Origin of the sequence: Pleomorphomonas sp. JP5, assembly GCF_023721815.1 — a bacterium.
Taxonomy (GTDB): Bacteria; Pseudomonadota; Alphaproteobacteria; order Rhizobiales; family Pleomorphomonadaceae; genus Pleomorphomonas.
Window position 1 is genome coordinate 222,799 of the sequence record NZ_JAMDLI010000007.1, and the last position, 24,347, is coordinate 247,145.

At 65.6% G+C, this 24,347-nt stretch carries 24 protein-coding genes; 16 read left to right on the forward strand and 8 right to left on the reverse strand.

Annotated features, from left to right (window positions below; translation table 11 throughout):
* Positions 1-11 precede the first annotated feature (11 nt).
* Positions 12-773, reverse strand: a complete 762-nt coding sequence (locus tag M4J40_RS08055; protein ID WP_251753513.1) for a DeoR family transcriptional regulator — start codon at positions 771-773, stop codon at positions 12-14.
* 402 nt (positions 774-1,175) lie between these two features.
* Between M4J40_RS08055 and M4J40_RS08060 the strand changes: the two genes are divergently transcribed.
* Positions 1,176-1,823: an L-fuculose-phosphate aldolase gene (locus M4J40_RS08060; protein WP_251753515.1), complete on the forward strand. Its 648-nt coding sequence runs from the start codon at positions 1,176-1,178 to the stop codon at positions 1,821-1,823.
* Positions 1,824-2,021: 198 nt separating this feature from the next.
* Here M4J40_RS08060 and M4J40_RS08065 read toward each other — a convergent pair whose 3' ends face one another.
* Positions 2,022-3,047 carry an NAD-dependent epimerase/dehydratase family protein gene (locus M4J40_RS08065; protein ID WP_251753517.1) on the reverse strand — a complete coding sequence of 342 codons (1,026 nt, stop codon included), beginning with the start codon at positions 3,045-3,047 and terminating at the stop codon, positions 2,022-2,024.
* Positions 3,048-3,138: 91 nt separating this feature from the next.
* On the opposite strand from M4J40_RS08065, the gene M4J40_RS08070 reads away from it, so the two are divergent.
* The 3 genes from M4J40_RS08070 (at position 3,139) to M4J40_RS08080 (ending at position 6,001) form a co-directional block, all read left to right on the forward strand.
* Positions 3,139-4,083, forward strand: coding sequence for a LysR family transcriptional regulator (locus M4J40_RS08070; RefSeq protein ID WP_251753519.1), 945 nt, complete (start codon positions 3,139-3,141; stop codon positions 4,081-4,083).
* A 26-nt stretch (positions 4,084-4,109) separates the two neighbouring features.
* Positions 4,110-4,988: a GyrI-like domain-containing protein gene (locus M4J40_RS08075; protein ID WP_251753521.1), complete on the forward strand. Its 879-nt coding sequence runs from the start codon at positions 4,110-4,112 to the stop codon at positions 4,986-4,988.
* A 128-nt stretch (positions 4,989-5,116) separates the two neighbouring features.
* On the forward strand, positions 5,117-6,001 hold the full coding sequence (locus M4J40_RS08080; protein WP_251753523.1) for a flagellar motor protein MotB: 885 nt from the start codon (positions 5,117-5,119) through the stop codon (positions 5,999-6,001).
* A 77-nt stretch (positions 6,002-6,078) separates the two neighbouring features.
* On the opposite strand, the gene M4J40_RS08085 is transcribed toward M4J40_RS08080, so the two are convergent.
* A complete protein-coding gene (locus tag M4J40_RS08085; RefSeq protein ID WP_251753524.1) occupies positions 6,079-6,642 on the reverse strand; it encodes a TetR/AcrR family transcriptional regulator in 564 nt (187 codons plus the stop codon).
* Between the two features lie 99 nt (positions 6,643-6,741).
* Here M4J40_RS08085 and M4J40_RS08090 point away from each other — a divergent pair, with 99 nt between their 5' ends.
* Entirely contained in the window at positions 6,742-7,938 is a 1,197-nt protein-coding gene (locus tag M4J40_RS08090) for an MFS transporter (RefSeq protein ID WP_251753526.1), read from the forward strand.
* A 59-nt stretch (positions 7,939-7,997) separates the two neighbouring features.
* Here M4J40_RS08090 and rpoD read toward each other — a convergent pair whose 3' ends face one another.
* Positions 7,998-10,034 (reverse strand): RNA polymerase sigma factor RpoD, encoded by a 2,037-nt coding sequence (gene rpoD, locus M4J40_RS08095; RefSeq protein ID WP_251753528.1) that lies wholly within the window; start codon positions 10,032-10,034, stop codon positions 7,998-8,000.
* A gap of 423 nt (positions 10,035-10,457) precedes the next feature.
* Here rpoD and M4J40_RS08100 point away from each other — a divergent pair, with 423 nt between their 5' ends.
* Positions 10,458-10,751 (forward strand): type II toxin-antitoxin system ParD family antitoxin, encoded by a 294-nt coding sequence (locus tag M4J40_RS08100; RefSeq protein WP_251753529.1) that lies wholly within the window; start codon positions 10,458-10,460, stop codon positions 10,749-10,751.
* Between the two features lie 560 nt (positions 10,752-11,311).
* Here the strand turns inward: M4J40_RS08100 and dnaG are convergent.
* On the reverse strand, positions 11,312-13,318 hold the full coding sequence (gene dnaG, locus M4J40_RS08105) for a DNA primase (RefSeq protein WP_251753531.1): 2,007 nt from the start codon (positions 13,316-13,318) through the stop codon (positions 11,312-11,314).
* Between the two features lie 142 nt (positions 13,319-13,460).
* Here dnaG and M4J40_RS08110 point away from each other — a divergent pair, with 142 nt between their 5' ends.
* The 10 genes from M4J40_RS08110 (at position 13,461) to M4J40_RS08155 (ending at position 21,098) form a co-directional block, all read left to right on the forward strand.
* The gene (locus M4J40_RS08110) at positions 13,461-13,949 is read left to right on the forward strand and encodes a DUF1566 domain-containing protein (protein ID WP_251753532.1); all 489 of its coding nucleotides are present in this window, start codon (positions 13,461-13,463) and stop codon (positions 13,947-13,949) included.
* Between the two features lie 136 nt (positions 13,950-14,085).
* The gene (locus M4J40_RS08115; RefSeq protein WP_251753534.1) at positions 14,086-14,466 is read left to right on the forward strand and encodes a hypothetical protein; all 381 of its coding nucleotides are present in this window, start codon (positions 14,086-14,088) and stop codon (positions 14,464-14,466) included.
* A 38-nt stretch (positions 14,467-14,504) separates the two neighbouring features.
* Positions 14,505-15,050, forward strand: coding sequence for a glutathione peroxidase (locus M4J40_RS08120; RefSeq protein WP_251753536.1), 546 nt, complete (start codon positions 14,505-14,507; stop codon positions 15,048-15,050).
* Positions 15,051-15,235: 185 nt separating this feature from the next.
* Positions 15,236-15,817, forward strand: coding sequence for a TetR/AcrR family transcriptional regulator (locus M4J40_RS08125; RefSeq protein ID WP_251753538.1), 582 nt, complete (start codon positions 15,236-15,238; stop codon positions 15,815-15,817).
* On the forward strand, positions 15,814-16,761 hold the full coding sequence (locus M4J40_RS08130; RefSeq protein ID WP_251753539.1) for a DMT family transporter: 948 nt from the start codon (positions 15,814-15,816) through the stop codon (positions 16,759-16,761). The genes M4J40_RS08125 and M4J40_RS08130 overlap by 4 nt, the downstream gene beginning before the upstream one ends.
* Positions 16,762-16,834: 73 nt before the next feature.
* A complete protein-coding gene (locus M4J40_RS08135; RefSeq protein ID WP_251753541.1) occupies positions 16,835-17,872 on the forward strand; it encodes an alpha/beta fold hydrolase in 1,038 nt (345 codons plus the stop codon).
* A gap of 192 nt (positions 17,873-18,064) precedes the next feature.
* Positions 18,065-18,823, forward strand: coding sequence for a sulfite exporter TauE/SafE family protein (locus tag M4J40_RS08140; protein ID WP_251753542.1), 759 nt, complete (start codon positions 18,065-18,067; stop codon positions 18,821-18,823).
* 21 nt (positions 18,824-18,844) lie between these two features.
* Complete coding sequence (locus M4J40_RS08145) at positions 18,845-19,633, forward strand: SRPBCC domain-containing protein (RefSeq protein ID WP_251753544.1); 789 nt, start codon at positions 18,845-18,847, stop codon at positions 19,631-19,633.
* A gap of 64 nt (positions 19,634-19,697) precedes the next feature.
* Positions 19,698-20,039 carry a YciI family protein gene (locus tag M4J40_RS08150; RefSeq protein WP_251753546.1) on the forward strand — a complete coding sequence of 114 codons (342 nt, stop codon included), beginning with the start codon at positions 19,698-19,700 and terminating at the stop codon, positions 20,037-20,039.
* Between the two features lie 84 nt (positions 20,040-20,123).
* On the forward strand, positions 20,124-21,098 hold the full coding sequence (locus tag M4J40_RS08155) for a glycerophosphodiester phosphodiesterase family protein (RefSeq protein ID WP_251753548.1): 975 nt from the start codon (positions 20,124-20,126) through the stop codon (positions 21,096-21,098).
* 51 nt (positions 21,099-21,149) lie between these two features.
* On the opposite strand, the gene M4J40_RS08160 is transcribed toward M4J40_RS08155, so the two are convergent.
* The 3 genes from M4J40_RS08160 to M4J40_RS08170 form a co-directional block, all read right to left on the reverse strand.
* Complete coding sequence (locus tag M4J40_RS08160) at positions 21,150-21,557, reverse strand: GFA family protein (RefSeq protein WP_251753550.1); 408 nt, start codon at positions 21,555-21,557, stop codon at positions 21,150-21,152.
* 153 nt (positions 21,558-21,710) lie between these two features.
* Positions 21,711-23,162 (reverse strand): amidohydrolase family protein, encoded by a 1,452-nt coding sequence (locus M4J40_RS08165; protein ID WP_251753552.1) that lies wholly within the window; start codon positions 23,160-23,162, stop codon positions 21,711-21,713.
* A 67-nt stretch (positions 23,163-23,229) separates the two neighbouring features.
* Positions 23,230-24,180, reverse strand: coding sequence for a LysR family transcriptional regulator (locus M4J40_RS08170; RefSeq protein ID WP_251753554.1), 951 nt, complete (start codon positions 24,178-24,180; stop codon positions 23,230-23,232).
* Positions 24,181-24,347 lie beyond the last annotated feature (167 nt).

Consider the following 24,347-nt stretch of genomic DNA (forward strand, 5'->3'; position numbering starts at 1 on the left):
TCGGCAGGGGCCTAGAGCCCGCGCCGCGGTTCCTTGCGCGGGGAGTCGGCGCCGCGGCGAACCTCGCCCGTCACCCCCTCCTCGGTAATCATGCAATCGATGCGGTCGACCGGGTTCACCAGGGCGAAGCCGGTGTGGTTGAACTTGCTCTTGTCGCAGAGCAGCACGTTGCTCTTGCTGCGGCGGAGCATCGCCTTCTTGACCGCGGCGTTGAGCTCGTTGTTGTCCCAGGCTCCCTCGCCCTCCTGGAAGGCGGCGCAGGAGTGGAAGCAGATGTCGGCGTGAAAGCCGAGAATGTTGCTGATGGTGATCGCGCCGAGGAAGGCGCCGTACCTTTCGAAATACTCGCCACCGACGGAGATGACCTTGATCTTCGGCCGCTGGACGAAGTCGAAGACGATCCGCACGGAGTTGGTGATGATGGTCAGGTTGATGTCCGGCAGGGACTGCGCCAGGTACCAGGCGCTCGAACTCTGATCCATCATCAGAACGTCGCCGTCGCGGATCAGCTTGACCGCCGACTGGGCGATGACCTTCTTGGCGCCAAGGTTTTCCTGCTTGCGCGACCCGAAAGCCAGCGCCTCGACCCCGGTCTCCAGCAGCGACACGGCGCCCCCGTGGGTGCGGCGCAGATAGCCGGACTCTTCGAGCGTCCGCAAATCGCGGCGGATGGTCTCCACCGACACGTCGAACTGCTCGGCAAGATCGGTGACGACCACCGACCCCAGATGGTCGACGCGATTGACGATTTCCCTCAGGCGGCCAAAGAGCACGATACGAACCCTTCAATCCAGCAAAACCAAACATAAACAGTCATATTCGGTCGTCTCCTTTTAGGCCAAGAGTCGTGGGAGCGCACTTGTTTTTTTCTCCCTTCGATGAGACTTTCGTCGCGACCAGATCGATCAACCGGCGCGATCGATATAGAAAATACCATAAAATCAGCAAATTACAAACACAGCTATAGGCTTTCCCTGACAGTTCCGCCTTGCTGCAATGCAGCCTCCATCGTGACCGCAGATGACCGGACTACCTATTGTAGACCGATATGTCGCGTGCTAAAGGGGGCATATACGGAACCAAACGGGCATAAACGGGCACTAGACCCGAACAGCTCGACCGCCCCCGTAAACGAGTGAGCCAGCAGACAACGAACTGGACTGGAGAAGACGAAAATGGACGCCAACGTCGCATTGCGAAAAAGCGTGATACGGGCCTGTCAGGAGATGAACGCCAAGGGGCTCAATCAGGGCACCTCCGGCAACATCAGCGTGCGCATCGATGGCGGCATGCTGATCACCCCGTCGGGCATCGACTACGACCAGATGCAACCCGACGAGCTGGTCTTCGTCAGCAACGACGGCAAGTATGACGACGACAAGGTGCCGTCGAGCGAGTGGCGCTTCCACCTGGCTTCCTACCGGGCCCGCCCGGACGCCAACGCGGTCGTCCACAATCACGCGCTCAACTCGGCCATCATCTCCATTCTCAACAAGCCGATTCCGGCCATCCACTACATGATCGCCACCGCCGGGGGCACCGACATCCCGGTGGTCGAATACGCGACTTACGGCACCCAGGAGCTTTCGGACTATGTCGAGGCGGGCCTCAGGACGCGCAAGGCGATCCTGCTGCGCCACCACGGCATGATCGCCACCGGCGCGAGTCTGGCCAAGGCCATGTGGCTGGCCGTGGAGGTCGAGACGCTTGCCAAGATGTATGTCGGCCTCCTCCAGGTGACGGACAATCCGCCCTGCCTCAGCGACGCGGAAATCCACAAGGTTCTCGAGAAGATCGAGCACTACGGCCTGCGGGAGAAGTAAACGGCCCGCACGCCCGGCCGCGCGGTGGGCAGATCTCCCCTCGGCCCGCTGGCGGACGTGACGGCACGGGGTCCTCTCCCCCCGCCCCGTGCCGCCCTCCCGCCTCGAAGTTCATCCGGCTCAGACCCGAGACAACCTTGGGCAACCCCAGCGGAAGCGGGAACAGGTTTTGCGACGAAGTTGCGGAGAAACAGATAGTTAGAGCCTTTCCGGCGAACCAGGACTTGCCAGAAAGGCTCTAGCCCGGCTGATGCCCGAAGGGGTCTCCTCGCTTCCGAGGCACCCCACCCCGATGAGTGTCGCTCGCACCGCCTCGTCAAGCGGCGTATGTGGCTCGCCCCCCAGAATGGCCATCAGCTTGGCGTTGTCGAGCCGCACCAGCACCGTCCAGAGATAGCGCATCTCCATCACCTCCCTGAGGAACGGCACGAAGGGCGCGGCGAGCCGCATCAGCCACCAGGGCATGCCCTTCACCGGCAGGAACGGATCGTCGAGGGCGTGGCGGATCGCCTCGGTCATCGCCGTGCCGTCGCCATCCCAATGGCCGCCGAAGTTGAAGCTCGCGAAGTCGTCGAGACCGGCATGCTCGACGAGCCGCGCCATGGCCTCCGCCATGTCGGGCAGGTAGGCCCACTGGTGGCCGACGCCACGCTTGCCGGGATAGGTGATCGCCTTGGGCCGGTTGCCGGCCTTCACCAGCCCTTGGCTGAACCAGTTGTTGGCCGCCCTCGGCCCGAAGAAGTCGCCAGCCCGTACGATCAGCACCGTCGCCTTGCCGCGCGAAGCCGCCGCCTTCAGCCGTCGCTCCATCTCCACGCGGATCCGGCCCTTGCGCGTCAGGGCGTTCTGCGGCGCGTCGTCGGTGACGACTGGAAAAGCGTCCGGGCCGTAGTTGTAGACGGTGCCGGGCAGGAGGATGCGGGCGCCGTTCGCCTCGGCGGCGGCGATGGTGTTGTCGAGCATCGGCAGCACCAGCTTGTCCCAGTCGCGATAACCGGGCGGGTTCACGGCGTGGACGATCAGTGCCGCGCCCTCGGCCGCTTTCATCACATCGGCGGCGACCATGGCGTCGCCCCTGATCCACTGGAAGGGGGCATCCTTGCCGGTCCTGTCAGGATTGCGGTTGAGCGCCCTGACCCGCCATCCACCGGCTGCCAGCCTAGAAGCCACCTCGCCGCCGATACCGCCGGTGGCGCCGAGAACGAGTGCTATCCTGGTGTTCATCTTCCATCTCCATCTGCTGATGAGATGAAGATGGCGCCTCGGGCATATAAACGAAATTGTCGAAACTCATGCATATGCTATACGGAAATATATGAGCCGTGAACCGAGCTGGGATCTCTACCGCACCTTCAACGCCGTACTCGCCGAGGGCTCGCTGTCCGGCGCGGCGCGGTCGCTCGGCCTGACGCAGCCGAGCATCGCCCGCCACATCGATGCCCTGGAAGAGGCGGTGGGCGCCCCGCTCTTCCTGCGCACCGCGCGTGGCCTGTCACCGACCGACGCGGCGCTGGAGCTGAGGCCCTTCGCCGAGCTGATGGCCTCCACCTCCGCCGCCTTCATGCGCACCGCCGAAGGTCGCAGCGGCGAGGTGGACGGCACGGTGCGGATCGCCGCCAGCGAGGTGGTCGGCATCGTCCACCTGCCGGCCATCCTGACGCGGCTGCGCCGGCGCTACCCGCGGCTCACCATCGAACTGTCGCTGTCGAACGCCGTCGACGATCTCCTCAAGCGGCAGGCCGACATCGCCATCCGGATGGTCCGACCCGAACAGCAGGCGCTGCTGGCACGGCGCGTCGGCGTCTTTCCGGTGGGGCTGCACGCCCACAAGGACTATCTGGCCCGGCGCGGCACACCGGCCACGACCGAGGATCTCGGGCACCACGACATCATCGGCTATGACATGGAGACGCCGGCCATCCGGGCCTTCGCCCAGCGCCATCCGGGGCTCACACGGGCGACCTTCGCCCTGCGGGTCGACAGCAACATCGCCCACCTCGCCGCCATCCGCGCCGGCTTCGGCATCGGCATCTGCCAGACCATCATCGCCGAGGCCGAGCCCGACCTCGTCCGCGTGCTGCCCGACGCCTTCCACGAGGATATGGAAACCTGGGTGGCAATGCACGAGGATCTCGGCGCCAACACCCGCTGCCGCGCCGTGTTCGACGCGCTGGTCGCCGGGCTGACCGCGCTGGTCAGGGGGGCGGCAGGGGCGAGAACCGCAAGATCGGTCGAGCGCATCGCGCCCGAGCAAGGCTAGCTGGCCTCGCCACGGAGGACAGGACGATGAAGGCGGCGCTTCAAGCCTACCATGCCCGGATGCAGCGGGTGCTGGACCACATAGACCGGCATCTCGACGACGATCTGGACCTCGACACGCTGAGCGCCGTCGCCGCCTACTCGAAATATCACTTCCACCGGCAGTTCACGGCCACATTCGGCCTCTCGGTTCATCGCTACGTCCAGCTGGCGCGCATGCGGCGCGCATCCGCCCGGCTGGCCCATGGCGACAACCTGAGCGTCACGGAAGTCGCCATGGACGCCGGCTACGAGGCGCCCGACGCCTTCGCCCGCGCCTTCCGGCAACGGCTGGGACAGTCGCCGTCGTCCTTCCAGAAATCCCCCGACTGGGAACCGTGGCTTGCGGCCTTCGGGCCACTCGACGACGCAAGGAGCAAGCTCATGACCACCTTTACGCCCGACGACGTGACCATCCGCGACGTGCCCACCACCAGGGTGGCGATCGTGGAACACCGGGGCGACCCGGCGATGCTCGGCGCCACCATCCAGCGCTTCATCGCCTGGCGCAAGGCCGCCGGCCTCAGCCCCGCCACCAACCCGACCTTCAACGTCTGGCGCTCCGAACGGCGCCCGGCCGACCCCGCCGACTACAGCATCGACCTCTGCGTCGGCACCGACCAGCCGATCGAGGCTCACGGCATGGACGTCAAGGCCGGCGAGATTCCGGGCGGCCGCTGCGCCGTGTTGCGCGTCGTCGGCGCCACCCACAACCTCGAACCCGCCGCGCTGTTCCTCTATCGCGACTGGTTGCCGCAGAGCGGCGAGGAAGCCCGCGACTTCCCGCTCTACTGCCGGCGGTTGGGCCTGTTCCCCGAGGTTCCGGAACACAAGATGGTGGCCGAACTGTTCCTGCCGTTGAAATGATTCAAGGTATGCAAAAAGGAACCATACCGTACGGTACGGTTTATTAATGGACCAAGTTTAGCTTCTCTCCAAAAGCACTGCCCGGAGGCGCCTCCGGGACGGCGCATCGGCTGAGGAGTAGGTGGCCAATGGCCCAGAAGAAGCGTGGCGGCGGCGGCGAAGGAGGCGGCCATGGCGGAGCGCCATGGGTCATCACCTTCGCCGACCTGATGAGCCTGCTCATGGCGCTGTTCGTGATGATCGTGTCCTTCTCCAGCCAGGACGAACAGAAGCTCAACGAGGCGGCAGGCTCGATGCGCGACGCCTTCGGCTATCAATCGGTGCAGCGCCCCGCCGGCATGATCGAGCAGAACGGCCTGCCGGAGCGCAAGTACCTGCGCAACGTTCAGCCCATGTCGCTGTCGGATGCGGTTGAGTTCGCCAACGACTTCAACGATCAGTATGAGAAGCAGGGACCGGAGGTGAACACCAACCGGTTCGAGAAGGCCGCCGAGAGCAAGCCGCGCGAATATCTCACCGCTTCGGAGTCGCTGCGGCAGGCGCTGCAGGACCTGCCCGACTACGCAGAGCTTTCCAAGCAGATCATCCTCAAGGTCGCCGACGATGGCCTGCATATCTCCATCATCGATCAGGACGGCCGGCCGATGTTCGCCTCGCAATCGCGCGAGCCGACCGAGCGGCTGAAGATCGTCCTGTCGCGCATCGCGCCGGTCATCCAGCAGATGCCGGGCCGGCTCAGGATCGTCGGGCACACCGAATCCGTCGGCCACATGGCGACCGCCGGCGGCGGCGCCTGGCAGCTCTCGGCCGACCGGGCGATCTCGGCCGCCGGCATCCTTGGCAGCTTCGGCCTCGGGCCGGGCAGCCTCGCCGAGGTCACCGGCGTCGCCGACAAGGACCCCATGTTCCCCGACGACCCCTTCCTCTCAGGCAATCGCCGCATCGAGCTGATCATGCTGAAGGAAGCCGCGCCCATGCCGAGCACCGACGCGTTCGAGGTCGGCAGACCCTGACCGGGGCCGACGATGGCGGAGAAGCACGGACGATGCTCGCTGCACCGGGGCCGGCTCCCACGCTTGCCGGGGTTGCCCTAGCCGAGGTCGTCCTCGCGCGTCAGGTTCAGCACCATCCAGCGCACCACCTCCCGCGACACGGTGTCGGGCTGGGCGGTGTTGTGGATGGTCGCGCCCTCGATGATGGTGTCGAGCGCATCGGCGGTGCGGCGGCTGAAATGGCGTTCGAGCGCTCGCCGACTGCGCGCCATCCAGTCGATGAACACCGCCCGTATCGCCTCGTTGCGCATCGAATAGGCGTAGAGCTCGTAGCTCAGCCGCATGGTTCGCTCCGTGGCCCAGACGTTGCCGCAGATCAGCTCGACCACCGCTTCCCTCGCCTCGTCCCTGGTCTTGGCGGCGTCGAGCAACTCGACGAACTTGGCCGACACGGTCTCGGCGAGCAGGCTGAAGGCGGCGACGAACACCTCGTCCAGCCCGTTGAAGTGATAGGACATCGAACCGAGCGGCACGTCCGCCGCCTCGGCGATCCGGCGGTGGGTGGCGCCGGCGATGCCGTGAACCTCGATCACGTCGAGCGCAGCCTCGACGATCCGGTTCCGGCGATCGGGATCATATCTCCGCCGTGACGGTTGTTTCATGGCCGTTCCCAGCTCGATGTTTACAGTCCCTAAGGCGATATGTAAGAATGTACACATCGTCTCCCCCCGATGGGGGCCCTCACCTCCCAGGACACTAAGATGGCTTCCCAGGTTGGGCAACGCCGGCTGGCTCTCTTCGTCTTTTTCTTCCTGACCGGCCTGGCGCTGTCTTCGTGGGTCACGCGAACCCCGGCCATCCGCGACGGCCTCGGCGCCTCGATAGCCGAGATGGGGCTGATCATCTTCGGCCTGTCGCTGGGCTCGATGGTCGGCATTCTCCTGGCCGGTAGCGCCGTCAGCCGTTTCGGCACCAGGACCATGGGCTTGATCGGCATGATGCTGATCTCGTCGTCGCTGTTTTTCGTCGCCATCGGCGTCCTGTCCTCGCTGGCCGCGCTCGTCTCCTTCGGCCTGTTCGTGTTCGGCATCGGCGGCGGCCTGTCGGAGATTGCCATCAACATGGAGGGCGCCGATGTCGAAGCCGTCATGCGGCAACCGGTCCTCCACGCCCTGCATGGCTGCTTCAGCCTCGGCACCGTCGTCGGCGCCTCCATCGGCATCGTCATGACGGCGATCGACTTTCCCGTTGCCTGGCACATGGCCCTGGTGTCGCTGATCTGCTTCCCGCCGGTGTTCTACTTCATCACCAAGCTGTCGCCCGATCTCGGCCGCCATGCCCCGTCGACCGGCGCGCAGGGCGAGGGAAAGACGGCCGGCGCCGCGCTCTACCGCGACAAGACGCTGCTGTTCATCGGCCTGATCGTGCTCGGCATGGCCTTCGCCGAAGGCGCCGCCAGCGACTGGTTGCCGCTCTTGATGGTCGACGAGCACGGCCTCGATCCGGCCCAGGGCACGCTGGTCTACCTCGGCTTCGCGCTGGCCATGACGGCCGGCCGGTTCGGCGGCGGCATGCCCCTGCGCAAGTGGGGCCGCAAGGCGGTGATGCGCGGCAGCGCCATCGCCGGCGCCATCGGCCTTGCCCTGGTGATCTTCGTCGACAACGCGTGGGTGGCCGGCCTTGCCGTGGTTCTCTGGGGCATCGGTGCCTCGCTCGGCTTCCCCGTCGCCCTGTCGGCGGCTGGCGATTCCGGCGAGAACTCCGACGCCCGCGTCAAGATCGTCGCCATCGTCGGCTACGTGGCCTTCCTCGTAGGCCCGCCGATGCTGGGCTTTCTGGGCGACACCCTCGGCCTGCGGAGCGCCATGCTGGTGGTGCTCGGCTTCGTCCTCCTCGCCGCCGTGCTGTCGTCGGCGCTCGACGGCCAGAAGCGCCCGGCCGTCACCACCACGCCCTGAATACGAAAACGGCGGGCCTTTCGACCCGCCGTCTCAATGTCTTTCGCCTGCCGGCTGCCTCAGTTGTCGAGGAAGCTTCTGAGCTTGCGGCTGCGGCTCGGGTGCTTGAGCTTGCGCAGCGCCTTGGCTTCGATCTGGCGGATACGTTCGCGCGTCACCGAGAACTGCTGGCCGACTTCTTCCAGCGTATGGTCGGTGTTCATGCCGATGCCGAAGCGCATGCGCAAGACGCGCTCTTCGCGCGGCGTCAGCGAGGCGAGCACGCGCGTGGTGGTCTCGCGCAGGTTCGACTGGATGGCCGCGTCGATCGGCAGGATGGCGTTCTTGTCCTCGATGAAGTCGCCGAGGTGGCTGTCTTCCTCGTCGCCGATCGGCGTTTCGAGCGAGATCGGCTCCTTGGCGATCTTCAGGACCTTGCGCACCTTTTCGAGCGGCATCGCCAGCTTCTCGGCCAGCTCTTCCGGCGTCGGCTCGCGGCCGATCTCGTGCAGCATCTGGCGCGAGGTGCGGACGATCTTGTTGATCGTCTCGATCATGTGCACCGGAATGCGGATGGTGCGGGCCTGGTCGGCGATCGAGCGGGTGATCGCCTGCCGGATCCACCATGTAGCGTACGTGGAAAACTTATAACCCCGCCGGTACTCGAACTTGTCGACCGCCTTCATCAGGCCGATGTTGCCTTCCTGGATCAGGTCGAGGAACTGCAGGCCACGGTTGGTGTATTTCTTGGCAATGGAAATGACGAGGCGCAGGTTGGCCTCCACCATTTCCTTCTTGGCGATGCGTGCTTCCTTCTCGCCCTTCTGGACGAGATGGACGATGCGGCGGAACTCGCCGGGCTCGAGGCCGGTCTCCGACGACAGCGTCTGGATGGTCTGGCGCAGCTCGCGGATGTCTTCCTTCTCGCGGGCGACGAATTCCTTCCAACCCTTGGAGGACAGCGAGGCGACGCGGCGGATCCAGTTGGGATCGAGCTCGGAGGCCTGGTACTGGCGCAGGAAGTCCTCGCGTCCAACGCCATAGCTTTCGGCGAGGCGGAGGAGCTTGCCCTCGTAGCCCATCAGCTTCTTGTTGATGTCGTAGAGCTGCTCGACCAGCGCCTCGATGCGGGCCGCGTTGAGGGAGAGCGACTTGACGTCTTCCTGGATCTCTTCCTCGAGCTTCTTGTAGCGGCGCTCCTGCGACGGGCTGAGCGTGGTGTTCTTGAGCCGGTTCTCGACGTGCTGCTCCTGCAGCCGGCGCAGCTTCTTGAAGTTCTCGGCGATGCGGTCGAAGGTTTCGAGCACCTTCGGCTTCAGCTCGGCTTCCATGGCCGACAGCGACACGTTGTTTTCCATGTCGTCTTCGTCGGACATCTCGCCTTCGGGCAGATCGCCCTCGGGCCGTTCCTCGCCATCCTCGCCACGCGGGCGGGCCGGTTGCTCGCCGCCCTCAGCGGCGCCCTCGGCGCCCTCTTCGCCACCTTCCTCGCCGCCCTCGAAGGGCAGCGCGCCGGCCTTGCCGTCCGGTCCGGCATAGGTGGCTTCAAGGTCGATGATGTCGCGCAGGAGGATCTTGCCCTCGTTGAGCTCGTCGCGCCAGAAGATGATGGCCTGGAAGGTCAGCGGGCTCTCGCAGAGACCGGCGATCATCGCCTCGCGGCCGGCCTCGATGCGCTTGGCGATGGCGATTTCGCCCTCGCGCGACAGAAGCTCCACCGAACCCATCTCGCGCAGATACATGCGCACCGGGTCGTCGGTGCGGTCGGTCGGCTCGCGCGTCGTCGTGGTCTTGGCGACGGCGGTGCCGGTGGCCTCGCCCACTTCGCCCTCTTCCTCGCTGGCGGCTTCCTCGGCCGGAGACTCCTCGGCCTCCTCGGAATCGACGACGTTGATGCCCATGTCCGAGAGCATCGCGTAGATGTCTTCGATCTGGTCGGACGAGTTCTGGTCCGACGGCAGCACTTCGTTCAGTTCGTCATAGGTCACATAGCCGCGCTTCTTGGCGAGCTTGATCATCCGCTTGACGGCGGCATCGCTGAGGTCGAGAAGCGGTCCGTCCGGACCTTCGTTTCCGGTTTCCTGGACTTCGTCGTTTTCGGTGGCCTTGGTTGCCATAGTCATCTCCGCCGTCCGCCGGGGCGCCGTCACGCCACGCGTCTGCTTCCCGCTCAACTCGCCACGAGGCCAAAAGGTCCCGTCGCATCGTGTGCGCTACCAATAGGGGCGAGGCCTTAAGCCCAACTTAACCCTGGCGTTCTGGGGGAACGCGCGGGTTCGGTGTGGCCATAGACGAACAGGCGGGCCGTTGCCGACCCGCCGAAAAACCCCGGAAAGGTGTATTTAGCGGCGCAAACGGATTCCGCAAGGGTGATTCGAAAGAGAATCTTTGATTCGGCGATGATTCGCGTGTCGCAGAGGTGATTCGGTGGCGGGGCGCCATGCCAAGTGGGCGAGTCATCACCCTTGAACGGCGGTACCGGCATGTCAGGATTTAGCTGCGTCGCATGGTAGAAGGATGAGCAGAAGAGGATCAATCCCATGCGCAGGACCAAATCCCTCAGTATCACCCTGCCGCACGACATGGCCGAGATGGTCCGCGCCAAGGTCAGCTCCGGCGAATACGCCACGGAAAGCGAAGTCATTCGCGATGGGCTGCGCTTCCTCGCCGCCAGGGATGCCGCCTTGGAAAGATGGCTGCGCGAGGAAGTGGTGGCAACGTATGATGTAATGAAGGCCGGCCCCGAGGGAACGACGGAAAGCGCCGCCGAGACGTGGCGCCAGCTTCAGGCGCACATGGACTCCAAGAGCACCAAAGCCACCGCTATGAAATAGTTGCGCTGACGCCCTATATCCGCCCCGTACCCTTTTCTGCCTGAGGTCCTCGCTTTCGCAAGGATGACAGCACTATATATATGGAGGACAATCGGTTAGGTGGAGGACACCTTTGATCGCGCTGTCATCCGCAACGCTTGCCTCTCTTGCGACATCAACCTGTATGGCGCGCACTCCAGCTATCTGCCCCTTTCTATCAAGTTGTCATCCTTGCGAAAGCGAGGACCTCAGGCAGGATAGAGCGATCGGCCGATATAGATCGCCAAAATCAAAGGGCGCCATCGCCGAAATTCGCTGGGGCGCGGCAGATGGCGACGAGTTCGAGAACCGGAGCGGAGCGAACTTAGAGCATCATCCGACCGGAGTGAAACGAGGATCGATAAGATGATGCTTCAGAAACAAAGGCTTAGAGCGCCGATCTGATTCAGTCAGATCGAACAGCGCTCTAAGGTTCGTGAGCACCGGAAGCGCAGAGCTCTAAGCCAGGGCATTCGCCCGAAAAGTTGCAGACTTTTCGGATCAGACGAAAGCCAGTGATGCCCGCCCCAGTACAGTTTCGGTCACTTCCAAAGGGCCGATTGCGACGAGCCGCCGCCGGTGGTGGCGTCGCGGATGGCCTTGGCTTCCTCGGCCAACTCCTGCTCGCGGCGGAACAGTTCCTCGCGGCGGCGGTTGAGGTCGCGCGTCAGCTCGTAGATGTAGGCGGCGAAACTCTCGTCGGTGTCGGCCGTCACCTGCTTCATGTCGCGTTCGATGTCGGCGGCCAGCGTCCGGAGCGACAGGCGCTCGACCAGAAGGTCCAGGCAGGTTTCGACGAAGCTCTCCGGCGGATGGAAGCGCAGGATCGGCAGGCGCTCGCGCAGCTTGTGGCCTCGGCCGATGCTGACGCCATCCTCGCGTTTCATCTCGTCGCCATGGACCTCGTTGAGCACGAAATAGAAGCGGGCATCGAGCCCCTCATAGAAGTCGCTGACGGAGTCGGCGTCGAAATCGACGGCGATGCGGTAGAGCGCCCGCTTGAAGTCCTCCAGCGCCGCGACGTGGAAGTCCAGCCGCGCCAGCCGCTCCATGTTGGCTTCATAAAGATCGGGATACTCGACGGCGAGGCCGAGCAGCACCCGCTCGATGTTGGCGAGATCCGGCTCGTTCGGTTGCTTGAGCTCGGCTTCGACGGCAAGACCCTGCTTTTCGCGCCGCTCGCCACCCCGGAACTCGCCCCTGCCCTCGCCGCGCCCTTCGCCCCTGTACTCTCCGCGTCCCTCGCCACGCCCCTTCCGGTCGTGGGTCCAGAACAGTTCGGACATGTTGACGCGCAGGGCCAGGCGATAGCGGCGCGCCACCCGCTCGTCCTTGATCTGCCGGACCAGTTCGTCGATGCGCGCTTCGAGGGCCGCCTTGCGCTCGGGCGTGTCGACACGGGCGTCGGCCGCCTCGCGGTCCCACAGCACTTCCGACAAGGGCCGCGCCTTGGCCACTTCGGCAAGGAAGGCGTCGGCGCCGCCGGAGCGCACGATGTCGTCGGGATCCTGGCCGCCGGGCAGGAAGCAGAAGTTGAAGGAGTAGCCGCTGCGGAGCGCCGGCAGGATGCGGTCGATGGCTCGGTGAGCGGCCGACACGCCGGCCTTGTCGCCATCAAAGCAGATCACCGGCTCGGCGGCGAACCGCCACAGACGGGCGATGTGGTCCTCGGTGAAGGCGGTGCCCAGGGCGGCGGTGACGTTGCGGATGCCGGCCTGATAGACCGAGATCGCGTCCATGTAGCCTTCGGTGACGATGATCGTCCCCGACTTGTGCGCCGCCTCGCGCGCCCGGTGGACGTTGAACAGCATCGTCCCCTTGTGGAAGAGCGGCGTCTCCGGCGAGTTGAGATACTTGGGCTGTCCCTCCGGATCGAGCGTGCGGCCGCCGAAGGCGACGACGCGGCCGCGTTCGTCATGGATGGGGATCATCAGCCGGCCACGGAAGCGGTCGTAGGAGGGTCGGCCGTCCTCGGGCTTGATGAGAAGGCCGGCGGTTACCCCCGTCTCCTCCTTGACGCCGTTCTGGATCAGGTGGCGCTTCAGGCCGTCGCGCTCGTCGGGCGCATAGCCGAAACGGAACTCGATGGAGGTCTTCTCCAGAATGCCGCGCCTCAGCATGTAGTCGCGGGCCGGCTTTCCCTCGGGCGAGCGCAGCTTCTGCTCGAAGAACTTGGCGGCGATCTCGCAGGCGCCGGCAAGGTCGACGCGCACCGCCTCGCGCTCGCGGTCGCGCGGATCGGCCTTCGGCAGCGGCACGCCGGCTTCCTCGGCCAGCCGTTCGACGGCTTCGGGGAAGGTCAGCCCCTCGGTCTCGGTCAGGAACTTGAAGTGATCGCCCGTCGCCCCGCAGCCAAAGCAGTGGTAGATGCCGCGCCGGTCGTCGCAGTGGAAGGACGACGTCTTTTCCTTGTGAAACGGGCAGCAGGCCCAGAAATCGCCGCGCGCCGGCTGGCTCTTGCGCTTGTCATAGGTGACGCGCCGCCCCACCACCTGGCTGATCGGCAGCCGGGCCCGGATCTGGTCGAGAAGGGAGGGTTCAAAGCGCATGGCCGACATATAGTCCGAGCAAGCGAGCAATGGAAAGCGCGACGAGGGCCGACGCACAGCCGCGACGGGGCGGGCCGCATTTTCAGCACAAACTTGCCTATGGTCCCCATCCCTCCGGGTCACAGTCGAAAAGAGTACCGACATGCGGGCAACACAAGCACTCCTCGCCCTCTGCGCCCTCCTGCCGCCACAGGCGCAAGCAGCCTGCGTCGAGGCAAGCCGCTCCGATCTCGTGCTCGACGGCGAGCTGGCGACCGATACCGGGCGCGGCCTCGTCTGGAAGCGATGCGCCGTGGGCATGCAATGGGATGCCGGCGCCAACCGCTGCGCCGGGGAGCCCTACGCCATGTCCCTCGGCGAAGCCCATGATCATGCCAAGCAACAGGGAAACGGCTGGCGCGTTCCGACCGGACCCGAACTGGAGACGCTGTTGCGGGACACCTGCGACGGCCCCAAGATCGACGGCGCCTTTCCCGATATCGCCGCATCCGACTTCGGCGAAGGGGCGACCGTCTGGACCTCGACGGAGGCCATTCCCGGCATGTTCTACTTCTTCGACTTCACCACCGGTTACGCGGACATGCACAGCCAGGGCTTCCAGCTGTCGGTCCTTCTGGTGCGGCAGAAGTAACCCCGCCGCCGAGCATATCCGATTCCAGCCTTTTCACGGCATCTTGCGCAGACGGCGTCATCCTGAACAGATAATACCACTATCGGAGCGCGGCGAATCCGAAGGGTTCGCTCGCAAGCATCGTTCGGGAGCACCGATGTACACTGCATTTTACGAAGCCCATCGCGGCTTTGCCATGCTCGGCTGCCTTGCCACCGTCATCTGGGCGCTTCTCGCCCTCATTCCGACGCTGCGCGGGCAGGCCGCGCCGCGCCTCTGGAAGCCGACCTATATTGCCGCCATGGCCACCACGGGCCTCTCCGGCGTCACCGGTCTCGTCATCGTCTGGATGGGCGGCTGGCTGACCTTCGTCTTTCCCTGGCTCGGCCTCGTCGCCGTCGCGCTGCACGGCGTTGCCGGTGTACAGGGCCGCAAGGCGCTGGCCGTCGCCGCCAGCGGCAAGCTCGCCACCGCGCTGATCGTCCAGATCGTCACGCTGATCGCCATCTACGGCCTGATGACCGTCAAACCCTTCTGAACCGCCAAGGCCCTTCTGAACCGCCAAGGATAGTGCAAATGACCACCACCCTGTTCGACACGCCGCTCGAAACGCTCAATGGCGAGCCCACCACGCTGAAGCCCTGGCTCGGCAAGGTGCTGCTCGTCGTCAACACCGCCTCCAAATGCGGTCTGACGCCGCAGTATGAAGTGCTGGTCAAGCTCTACCAGCGCTACAAGGATCGCGGCTTCGAGGTGCTGGGCTTCCCGGCCAACGACTTCAAGGAACAGGAGCCGGGAACCAACGAGGAAATCGCCACCTTTTGCTCGACCACCTTCGGCGTCGACTTCCCGATGTTTTCCAAGATCGCCGTCACCGGCCCGAACAAGCACCCGCTCTACAAGACGCTGATCGCCGAGAAGCCCGTGGCTCGCTCGCTTCCCGGCGCCGATTTCCGCAGCCAGCTCGTCGGCTACGGCATCACGCCCACCGAAGCGCCGGAAGTCCTCTGGAACTTCGAGAAGTTCCTGATCGGCCGCGACGGCAAGGTGATCGACCGTTTCTCGCCCGACACCAGCCCCGACGCCGACATCATCGTCGAGGCGATCGAAAAGGCGCTGTGACCGAAATGGGGCGGGGCCGGCGCTTCAACGCCGCCCTGCTCCCCCCCCGCCACGCCGTCCCCAACCAAGCCCTTCCGATTGACGGCTCGTTCCAAAATAGGTAGACCGTCCTACCTAGCAAAACTCGAAGCGGTCGGCTGTCGCCTTCCGTCCGGGTTGCGGGAAGCGCCAGCGAGGTTCGGGACATGGCTACTGCCGGGAAGCTGACCGCGAGGGATCGCCTGATGCAGGCGGCGGCCTCGCTCTTCTATCGCGATGGCGTATCGGCCACCGGCATCGACGCCATCACCGACCGGGCCGGCGTCGCCAAGCAGAGCCTCTACAACAACTTCGCCTCCAAGGCCGACCTGATCGCCGCCTACCTGTCGGCCCGCCACGACGAGTGGCTCGGCCTTTACGCCCGCCGGCTCACGGCGGCCGAAACGCCCGTCGCCAGGATCCTGGCGGTGTTCGAGGCCTACGAGGACCACGCCGAATTCGCCTACGAGAACGGCTTTCGCGGCTGCGGCCTTCTCAACGCCGCTTCCGAGCTGCCGGCCGGACACGCCGGGCGGGCCGCCGTGCGCCGCCACAAGGAAGAGGTGGAGGCGATCCTGGCCGGCCACCTCCGAGAGATCGTCACGGGCGACAACGACAGGATCGAGCGGACCGCCGCCCAGCTCTCCTACCTGCTGGAGGGCGCCATGGCCCGGGCCGGCCTTGAAGGCAACAGTCGCTGCCTGAAGGACGCGCGGATGATGGCCGAGAGCCTGGTGACCGCCCTGTGACCGCCGGCCGATCCCACCTTCTCGGCGCCCTCGCCATCGTCGTCTCGTCCATCCTGTGGGGCACAACCGGCACGGCCGCCACCTTCGCCCCCGAGGTCGGCGCCATGGCGATCGGCGCCGCCGCCATGGGCATCGGCGGCCTTCTGCAAGCATTGATCGCCGCGCCCAGCGTCTTCGGCAACCGGTCGCGCCTTCGGTCGCAGTGGCGGTTCCTCGCCCTCGGCGCGGCGACGGTGGCGGTCTACCCGCTGACCTTCTACGCCTCCATGCGCATGGCCGGCGTCACCATCGGCACCGTGATCTCGATCGGGTCGGCGCCGCTGTTCGCCGCGCTCATCGAGCGGCGGGTCGACGGATCGAGCCTGTCTCGCCGCTGGCTGGCCGGCGCCGGGCTGGGGCTCGTCGGCATGGCCCTGATCGGCGCCGCCAGAACCTCCGGCCACGCCATGCCCGGCGCCGCCGCGCCGACGCTCGGCGTCGCGCTCGGTCTTTTCGCCGGGCTGACCTACGCCACCTACTCCTGGTCGGCCCGCAAGCTGATGCAAAGGGGCGTGCCCTCGCTCGCCGCCATGGGCGCGATCTTCGGCGGCGGCGGCCTGCTGCTGATGCCGGTTCTCGCGGCCACCGGCGCGCCCTTCCTGTGGTCGTGGAACAACGCCCTGGTCGGCATCTACATGGCCGCGGTGCCGATGTTCCTCGGCTACGTCTGCTTTGGCTACGGCCTTGCGCGCGTTCAGGCCAGCATGGCGACGACCATCACCCTGCTCGAACCCGTCGTCGCCGCCGCACTGGCCGTGATCGTCGTCGGAGAACGACTTCCGGCCATGGGCTGGATTGGCGTGGCCCTGGTCGTCGCCTGCCTGATCTTCATCACCATTCCCGGCCCGGCAGCGAAGCCGGCCGCAATCGCCGCCGAGCCCTTTCCGGAAACGGCGGGAGAGTAGGCGGCGACATTTGGAGTCGGTTTTGACATCGGCCTCCGGTAAGAACGGTTCTCAACGCTTGCCGGAGACCACCATGCCGAAGCTCATTGCCGCCGCGCTGCTGCTGACCGCCCTTTCGCTCACCGGCGCAGAAGCCACTGAAACCGTCGGCTTCCGGGAAACGACCGTGCCCGACACAAGCGGCGCGCGGACGCTCCACGTCAGCCTCTGGTACCCGACCGACGACAGCGCCCCGACCGTCGAGGTGGGTGCGAACGTGGTCTTCCACGGCATCGCCGCCATCAAGGACGCCAAGCCCGACGGCGAGACGCTCCCGCTCGTCGTGCTGTCGCATGGCTACGGCGGCAGCTGGCGGAACCTCAACTGGCTGGCGGACAAACTTGCCCATGAAGGCTATGTCGTCGCGGCGCCCGATCATCCGGGCACGACCACCTTCGACAAGTCCCCGGCGGAGGCTGCCAAGCTTTGGGAACGCCCCCGCGACCTCAGCCGGGTGATCGACGCCGTGATCGGCGATCCCGAACTGGCCGGCGCCATCGCGCCCCACCGCATCGCCGCCATCGGCCATTCCCTTGGCGGATGGACGGTAGCCGCCCTCGCCGGCGGGCGCTTCAGCCCCAGCCGCTTCGCCGAGGACTGCAAGCTCCACCCCAACCCGCGCACCTGCGGCCTCGCCGCCGAGCTCGGCATAACCCCGGCCAACGCCGCCGCCTTCGAGACCGGCATGAGCGACCCCCGGATTGGCGCCATCGTCTCGCTCGATCTCGGGCTGGCCCGTGGCTTCACCCCGGACAGTCTCGCCGCCGTCCGCGTTCCGGCCCTGATCTATGGCGCCGGCATCGACATCGGCGACCTGCCGGCAAAGCTAGAGTCGGGCTATCTCGCCGAGAACCTGCCGAAGGCGACCACCACCGAGATCGAGATCCCCGACGCGCTGCATTTCAGCTTCATGCAGCTCTGCAAGCCGGGCGCCGTCGACCTGTTGGAAGCGGAAATGCCGGGGGAAGGCATCGTCTGCAAGGATGGCGACAGCCGAAGCCGCGAGGCCATTCACGACGAGGTGGCCGCCGGCATCATCGACTTCCTGGCCAAGGCCATTCCCGGCCAATAAGCGGCGAGCCATACACGCCGACGTCTTCCAGCACAAATTCGCCCGTGGTGGCAAAAGAAGGCAAAATATCGGCAACATCTTCGCAGCACATTATTCCCCATCAAGATAGACTCCCTGTTTACGGGCGGCATCTGACGCGCTAGGAGAAAGGTGACGCCGGCCCGGCGCCGCCGTTATGCCGAGTCGCCGTCCATGTCGCTTCCCGCCGATCTCACTCCCACCTCGCTGACACTGCTTATCGCCACCGTCTTCATCGCCGGCCTCGCCCGCGGTTTTTCCGGGTTTGGCGCCGCGCTGATCTTCATGCCGGTGGCCAGCGCCCTGATCGGGCCGCGCCTTGCCGCGCCGGTGATCCTGATCATCGACGCCATCACCACCCTCGGCCTGGTGCCCGGCGCCTTCCGCCGCGCCGACCGGCGCGAGGTGGCGACCATGGCGATCGGCGCGCTGGTCGGCGTGCCCACCGGCGTCTATCTCCTCACCCACCTCGAGCCGCTGACGATCCGCTGGGCGATCATCGCCGTCTGCGCCGCGCTTCTGGCGCTGTTGCTGTCGGGCTGGCGCTACCATGGCCGGCCGAAACCACCGCTCACCGTTGGCGTCGGCCTGCTGTCCGGCCTGTTTTCCGGCGCGAGCCAGGTGGGCGGACCGCCGGTGATCGCCTACTGGCTCGGCGGCGCCATTCCGCCCCACATGGTCCGAGCCAACATCGTCCTCTACTTCGAGGTATCGACGGCACTGACCATGATCAACTTCCTGATCGGCGGCCTGTTCGTCTCGGCGCTGGTACCGCTCTGCCTGATGACGGCGCCGGCCTACGCCATCGGCCTGTGGACCGGCACGCGCCTGTTCGGCGTCGCCTCCGAGATCGTCTTCCGCCGTATCTGCCTCAGCCTGATCGCGCTCGCCGTGGTCATCGGTCTGCCGCTGCTCGACGGCATCCTGCGCTGACAGCTCTTGACATGAGACCATATGGTCTCATATTGTCGGGCCATGGACGAGCTGTTCAGGGCACTCTCCGACCCCACGCGCCGCGCCTTGCTCGACGCCCTCAACGTCGAGGACGGGCAAAGCCTCAGTTCACTGGAGTCGAAATTCTGCATGTCGCGGTTCGGGGTGGCCAAACACCTCAAGCTGCTTGAAGACGCCGGCATCATCGTCGTTCGCAAAGTGGGGCGCGAGAAGCTCCACTTCCTCAACGCTGCGCCCGTTCGCGAGATGTATGCGCGATGGATGCAGAAATACATCGTCGAGCAAGCGGGCGAGACCCTTGGCCTTCGGGACTACACCGAGGGCAAGATGATGAGCGTCGTCTACGAAAGCTACATCCACGCGTCGCCCCAGGACCTTTGGCAAGCCCTGACCGACCCGGAAATGAGACGGAAATACCAGTTCGGCCTCAAGGTGGTTTCGGACTATCGCCCCGGCTCCCGGTATACCGCGACCGGACAGGGGCGGCTCGTCTTCTCCGGAACCATCGTCGAGGCCGATCCGCCCTGGCGCCTCGTGACGACCTACTCCGCCCACTGGAGCGAGGAGGTCGAGAAATACGGCCCTTCTCGCGTCGTCATCGACATCGAGAAGATCGAAGACACGTGCCGTCTGGTGTTGACGCACGACGACCTCCCGCATGGAGCAAGCCCCCAGCTCTACGGCGGATGGCCGATGGTTCTCTCCGGCCTCAAGACCCTGCTTGAGACCGGCGCCATCCTGACGACGCCCGGCTCGCTGAGATGGCTGGACGCCGACGATACCCCCTGAGCGCTGCGAACCCTCAAGTCCTGGAACGCTTGCAACCCCATCTTTTTCAAGATTGGAGATGACCTTGCAGTATCTTCTCATCATCAGCCACGACGCCGATTTCCAGCCCACCGAGCGCCTCGTCGGCGACATCTTCGGCTGGATCGAGGACACCACGGCGCGCGGCAAGCGCATCGCCGGCAAGCCCCTGCAACCGGCCGACACGGCGCAGACCATCCGGATCCGCGGCGGCAAGGAGCAAATCGTCAACGGCCCGTTTTCAGACGCGGTCGAGCAGATGTGCGCCTTCGAGCTGGTCGAATGCCACGACAGGGACGAAGCCCTGGAGCTTGCGCGCCGGCACCCGATGGCGAAGGCTGCGACCATCGAGATACGGCCGGTCTGGATAGAGCGGGAATCGGAGTAGAAAGCGCCATTCCTGCCCCTTTGCCGGCCGGATAACGCCGCATTTGGCCTCTATCCATCCGTCGGGGCAGGAAGGGAGAGCTACATGCGCGGAAAGAAAATCCTGGCTGGCGTCGTCCTCGTCGCCGGCGCCGTCTACCTCCTCAACGCCTCCTGGCTGGCCGCGCCGTCACGCTCCGACACGCCGCGCATCATCGCCCATCGTGGCGTCCACCAGACCTATTCGCGCGTCGGCCTCGACGCGGAAACCTGCACGGCGGCCCGCATCGACCCGCCCAGCCACGCGTTCATGGAGAACACCATCCCCTCCATGCGTGCTGCCTTCGCGGCCGGCGCCGACGTGGTGGAGCTCGACGTCCACCTGACGCCGGACAAGGTATTCGCCGTACTGCACGACTGGACGATCGACTGCCGCACCGAAGGCCACGGCGTCACGGAGGAAACGCCCTGGACGACGCTCAAGACGCTGGACGTCGGCTATGGCTATACCGCCGACGGCGGCAAGACCTTCCCCTTGCGCGGCAAGGGCGTCGGCCTGATGCCCCGCCTCGAGGACGTCTACAGCGCCTTCCCGGACGGGTCCTTCCTCGTCAACTTCAAGAGCCGGCGCGTCGAGGAAGGCGAAACGCTGGCCGCCCTGCTCAAGGCCGACCCGACGGCCCGCGCCGCCACCTTCGGCGTCTATGGCGGCACCGAGCCGACGCAGGCCGCGCTCAAGGCCATGCCCGGCCTCAAGGGCTTCGACCGGACGATGCTCAAGTCCTGTCTCCTGCCCTACGAGGCCTATGGCTGGACCGGCATCGTGCCGAAAGGCTGCCGCGACACCATGGTCGCCCTGCCGATCGACTACGCCCCGTACGTCTGGGGCTGGCCACACCGCTTCCTGAAGCGCATGCGCGACGCCGGCACCACGGTGATCCTGCTCGGCCCCTATGATGGCGGCGGTTTCTCGACCGGCATCGACACGCCGGAACTGGCCGCCGCCGTCCCCTGGGGCTTCGACGGCTACGTCTGGACCAACAAGGTCGAGACCGTCGGGCCGCTCCTGAAGGGCAACTGAGCTTTTAGGCGCCAAGGTGAAACCCGCCGGGGTCCTTCGGATCTCGGCGAACTACCCCGGAAGACCATCCAGCTTCGGGATGGTTTCCAGCCCCTCGTCCCATTCCGCCCGGCTTGAGCAGCAGATATGGGCATTGGGGCGGATGTCGATGGTGCTATCGAGACTCCCGGCAGGCACCACCAGCAAGCTCCCCTCCGCCGAAACGGTGGGAACGGCCGAACCGCAGGTCACGCAAAAGCTCTTCTCGTGGCGGCTCTCCGGAACCCGGTAGCTCCGGATGCTCTCGCGGCCGGAAACCCAGTTCAGCTTCGCCGTCGCCGAGAACAGGTTGGCCGCATGCGCGGACCCCGTGTCCTTCCGGCAGCGTTGGCAGTGGCAAAGAAAGAAGGCCTCGAACTCACCCGAGACCTGAAACTGGACGGCGCCACACTGACAGGAGCCGGAAGTGATTGCGGGCATCGCGATAAACTCCTGTTCGTCCGACGCGGAATCGCATCGGTCGCCGCAGTCTGCCAGCTTGTCGGCCGGAAAACGAGAGACCCGCCCCACCCCGCTGACCGGCGGCGCCGAGTTCGGCGCCGCGCGGCAAGAACGGTCCGGACGGAGAGCCTTTCACAGGGCGGTGTCGAGCATCGGCATATTGGCGCGCTTGCGGATATCCGTCTGGGCCTGAGCGGCTCTCTCGATGACCGCCGCCACGTCGAAGCCCGTCAGCTTGCCCGCACGCTTGCGGATGATGCCGTCGATGATGACGGTATCCACATTCGCCGGTTCGCCGTGCTGGACGAGCTGATAGGCCGGGTTGGTGTTGGCCGCCGGTAGCATGTTCGGCGCGTCGGTGCGGACGAGGATGACGTCGGCACGCTTGCCAGGCTTGAGAGATCCCACCTGATCGTCGAGGCCGAGCACATGCGCCCCGCTCAGGGTTCCGGCGCGGATCGCGTCCCGATAGCCGAAGATCCATTTGAGACCGGCGCCCACGATCCCCATCATGTTGCCGGTCAGCTTGTTCGCTTCGGCCTGCTGGATGCGGCCGGAGTTGACCAGCGTGCGCAGGCTGGCGAACGGATCGGCGGGCGCCTGGGAGGTCACGTCGACGCTGAAGCTGATGTTGTCGAGCGCGACACCGCCCGAGAGCAGGGCATGAACCGGCGGCAGGCCATTGCCGATCATCGGATCGGTGCTGGGGCACAGGGCGACGCCGATCTTCTTCTGGGCAATCAGCGCAACGGCCTCGGGCGCGATGCCGGCTCCGTGGGTGAAGATGAACTCCGGGCCGATGAGATCGGGGAAGGCCAGGAAGCTGCCGTGGTCGGTGATCGGCCGCAAGCCCAGCTCGCGCGCCACCTTCACCTGCGCGGCGAAATGCTCGCCGGCCCCTTCCAGCTCCATACCCAGACCGAGCCGTCCATGGCCGTTGGCGGCGATCCAGTCCTGCGTACGCCGGAGATCGGCGGCCGGGGTCGGAGCGCCTCCGATAACGCCCGCGTAGCTGAACTTGGCACGAATGCCCGTCTCGGCCAGCGCCTCCAGCTCAGCCTGCGCATCGTCGTAGTCCCGCAGCCCATGCGCCCAGTTGTGGCAGGTGGTGATGCCGGCGTTGATGCCTTCGAGCGCGGCATACTGGACCGCCGTGCGATGGTCGTCGACGCTGTAAAACGGCAACAGCTCGTGGCGATGGAAATAGTCGGTCGCGTCGTCCGCGATACCCCGCCAGAGGCTGTTCCACATGTGCCAGTGGGTATCGACGAAGCCCGGCATCACGATCATGTTCGAGGCATCGATGACCTCGGCGTTCGGGGCGTCGAGCCGCTCGGCAACATCCAAGATGACGCCGTTCCTGATGTGAACGTCGCCCTTGACCAGGTCCTTCATGCCCGGCTCGACCGGAAGCACATAGCCGCCACGGATGAGGATTTCGCCGCCCGGCTCTGCCGCCGAGCCGTTGTCGGCGGCAAAGGCCGATCCCGACAGGCTGCTGGCGATGAAGGGGGTGAACAGGGTGGCGCCCATCGCGGTCAGGGCGCGGCGGCGCGTCAGGTTCGGGGCGTGCAGCTTACACATGTCTCTTGGGGTTCCCGGCAGTTGCTCTCACATGTCGGCGAGAGCTAGCAGCCCGAGAGACAGCCGCTCAAATCGTTTCCAGCGCGAGCCGGTATAAGCGGGATTTATACTGCCGGTGCGACGCGCTCAGCCCCTGCTTGATGCTGTCGCGCAGCCAGGAAAGGCCGGGGTCGTTGTTCGCCCGCGAATGCCATTGCATCATCAGTTGCACCCTGGGGATTTCGAAGGGCGGATCGAACAGCTTAAGATCGGCGATGGATTGATAGAGCTCGGCGGTCATGCCGGGAAAGGTCGCCAGGCGTTTCGTTCCGGTCAGGAAGAACGGAACGAGGGAAAAGTTGTCCAGCCTGACCGTTATCCGGCGCTGGATGCCGTGGGCGGCAAACAGGTGGTCCGGCAGATAGGGCTTCTGGGCCGGCCCGACGAAGACTTCCACGTGGTCGGCCTGGGCGTATTGTTCCAGCGTCAGCGTATCCGCTTCGAAGCTCTTGCCGCAGGCGACGACGCAGTGGTCCTCCTCGGCGAGCAGCTCTTTCGGATGGTTCGGCGCGCAGTGGGCGTCGGGGGCGACGATCAGATCGACCTGTCCGGCGTCCAGCCGTTCCGAAATCTCGCCGCGCAGCGTGGTGATTTCCAGTCGGAGACGCGGGGCCAGTTGCGAAACATGCTGGAGCGGTTTGGCCAGAAGCCCCGCGACCACCGTATCGGCCGCCAGAAGAGTGAAGGCCCGGTCGGCCAAGGCAGGATCGAAGGCCGGCTGGGTGATGATGGTGCGATCGATGGTCCGGAGCATGTCCGAGACCGGCGCAGCCAGCGTCTGGGCGAGCGGCGACAGAACCGAACTGCCATTCCTGCTGATCAGCAGGGGATCGTCGAAATACTGCCTGAGCCGCGCAAGCGCCGAACTCATCGCCGGTTGGGTGATGTTGACGGCGCTGGCAGCGCGCGAGACGCTTTGCGTCCTCAGCATCGCGTCGAGCGCCACCAGAAGATTGAGGTCCAGCCCCCGATATCTCATTGTTCTAACGCCTCACATCGCTCCGGAGGCACAGCAACGGGGGCTGCGGCGCATGGCGGGCTGGAAGAGCTCGTGTCGACGAAACTAGTCCAACTGGGCGGCTGCCTCAACCAGCCGGCAGCGGACGCGATGGTTCGTCAACTCGGCTGCCGATGACAAAACGGCGG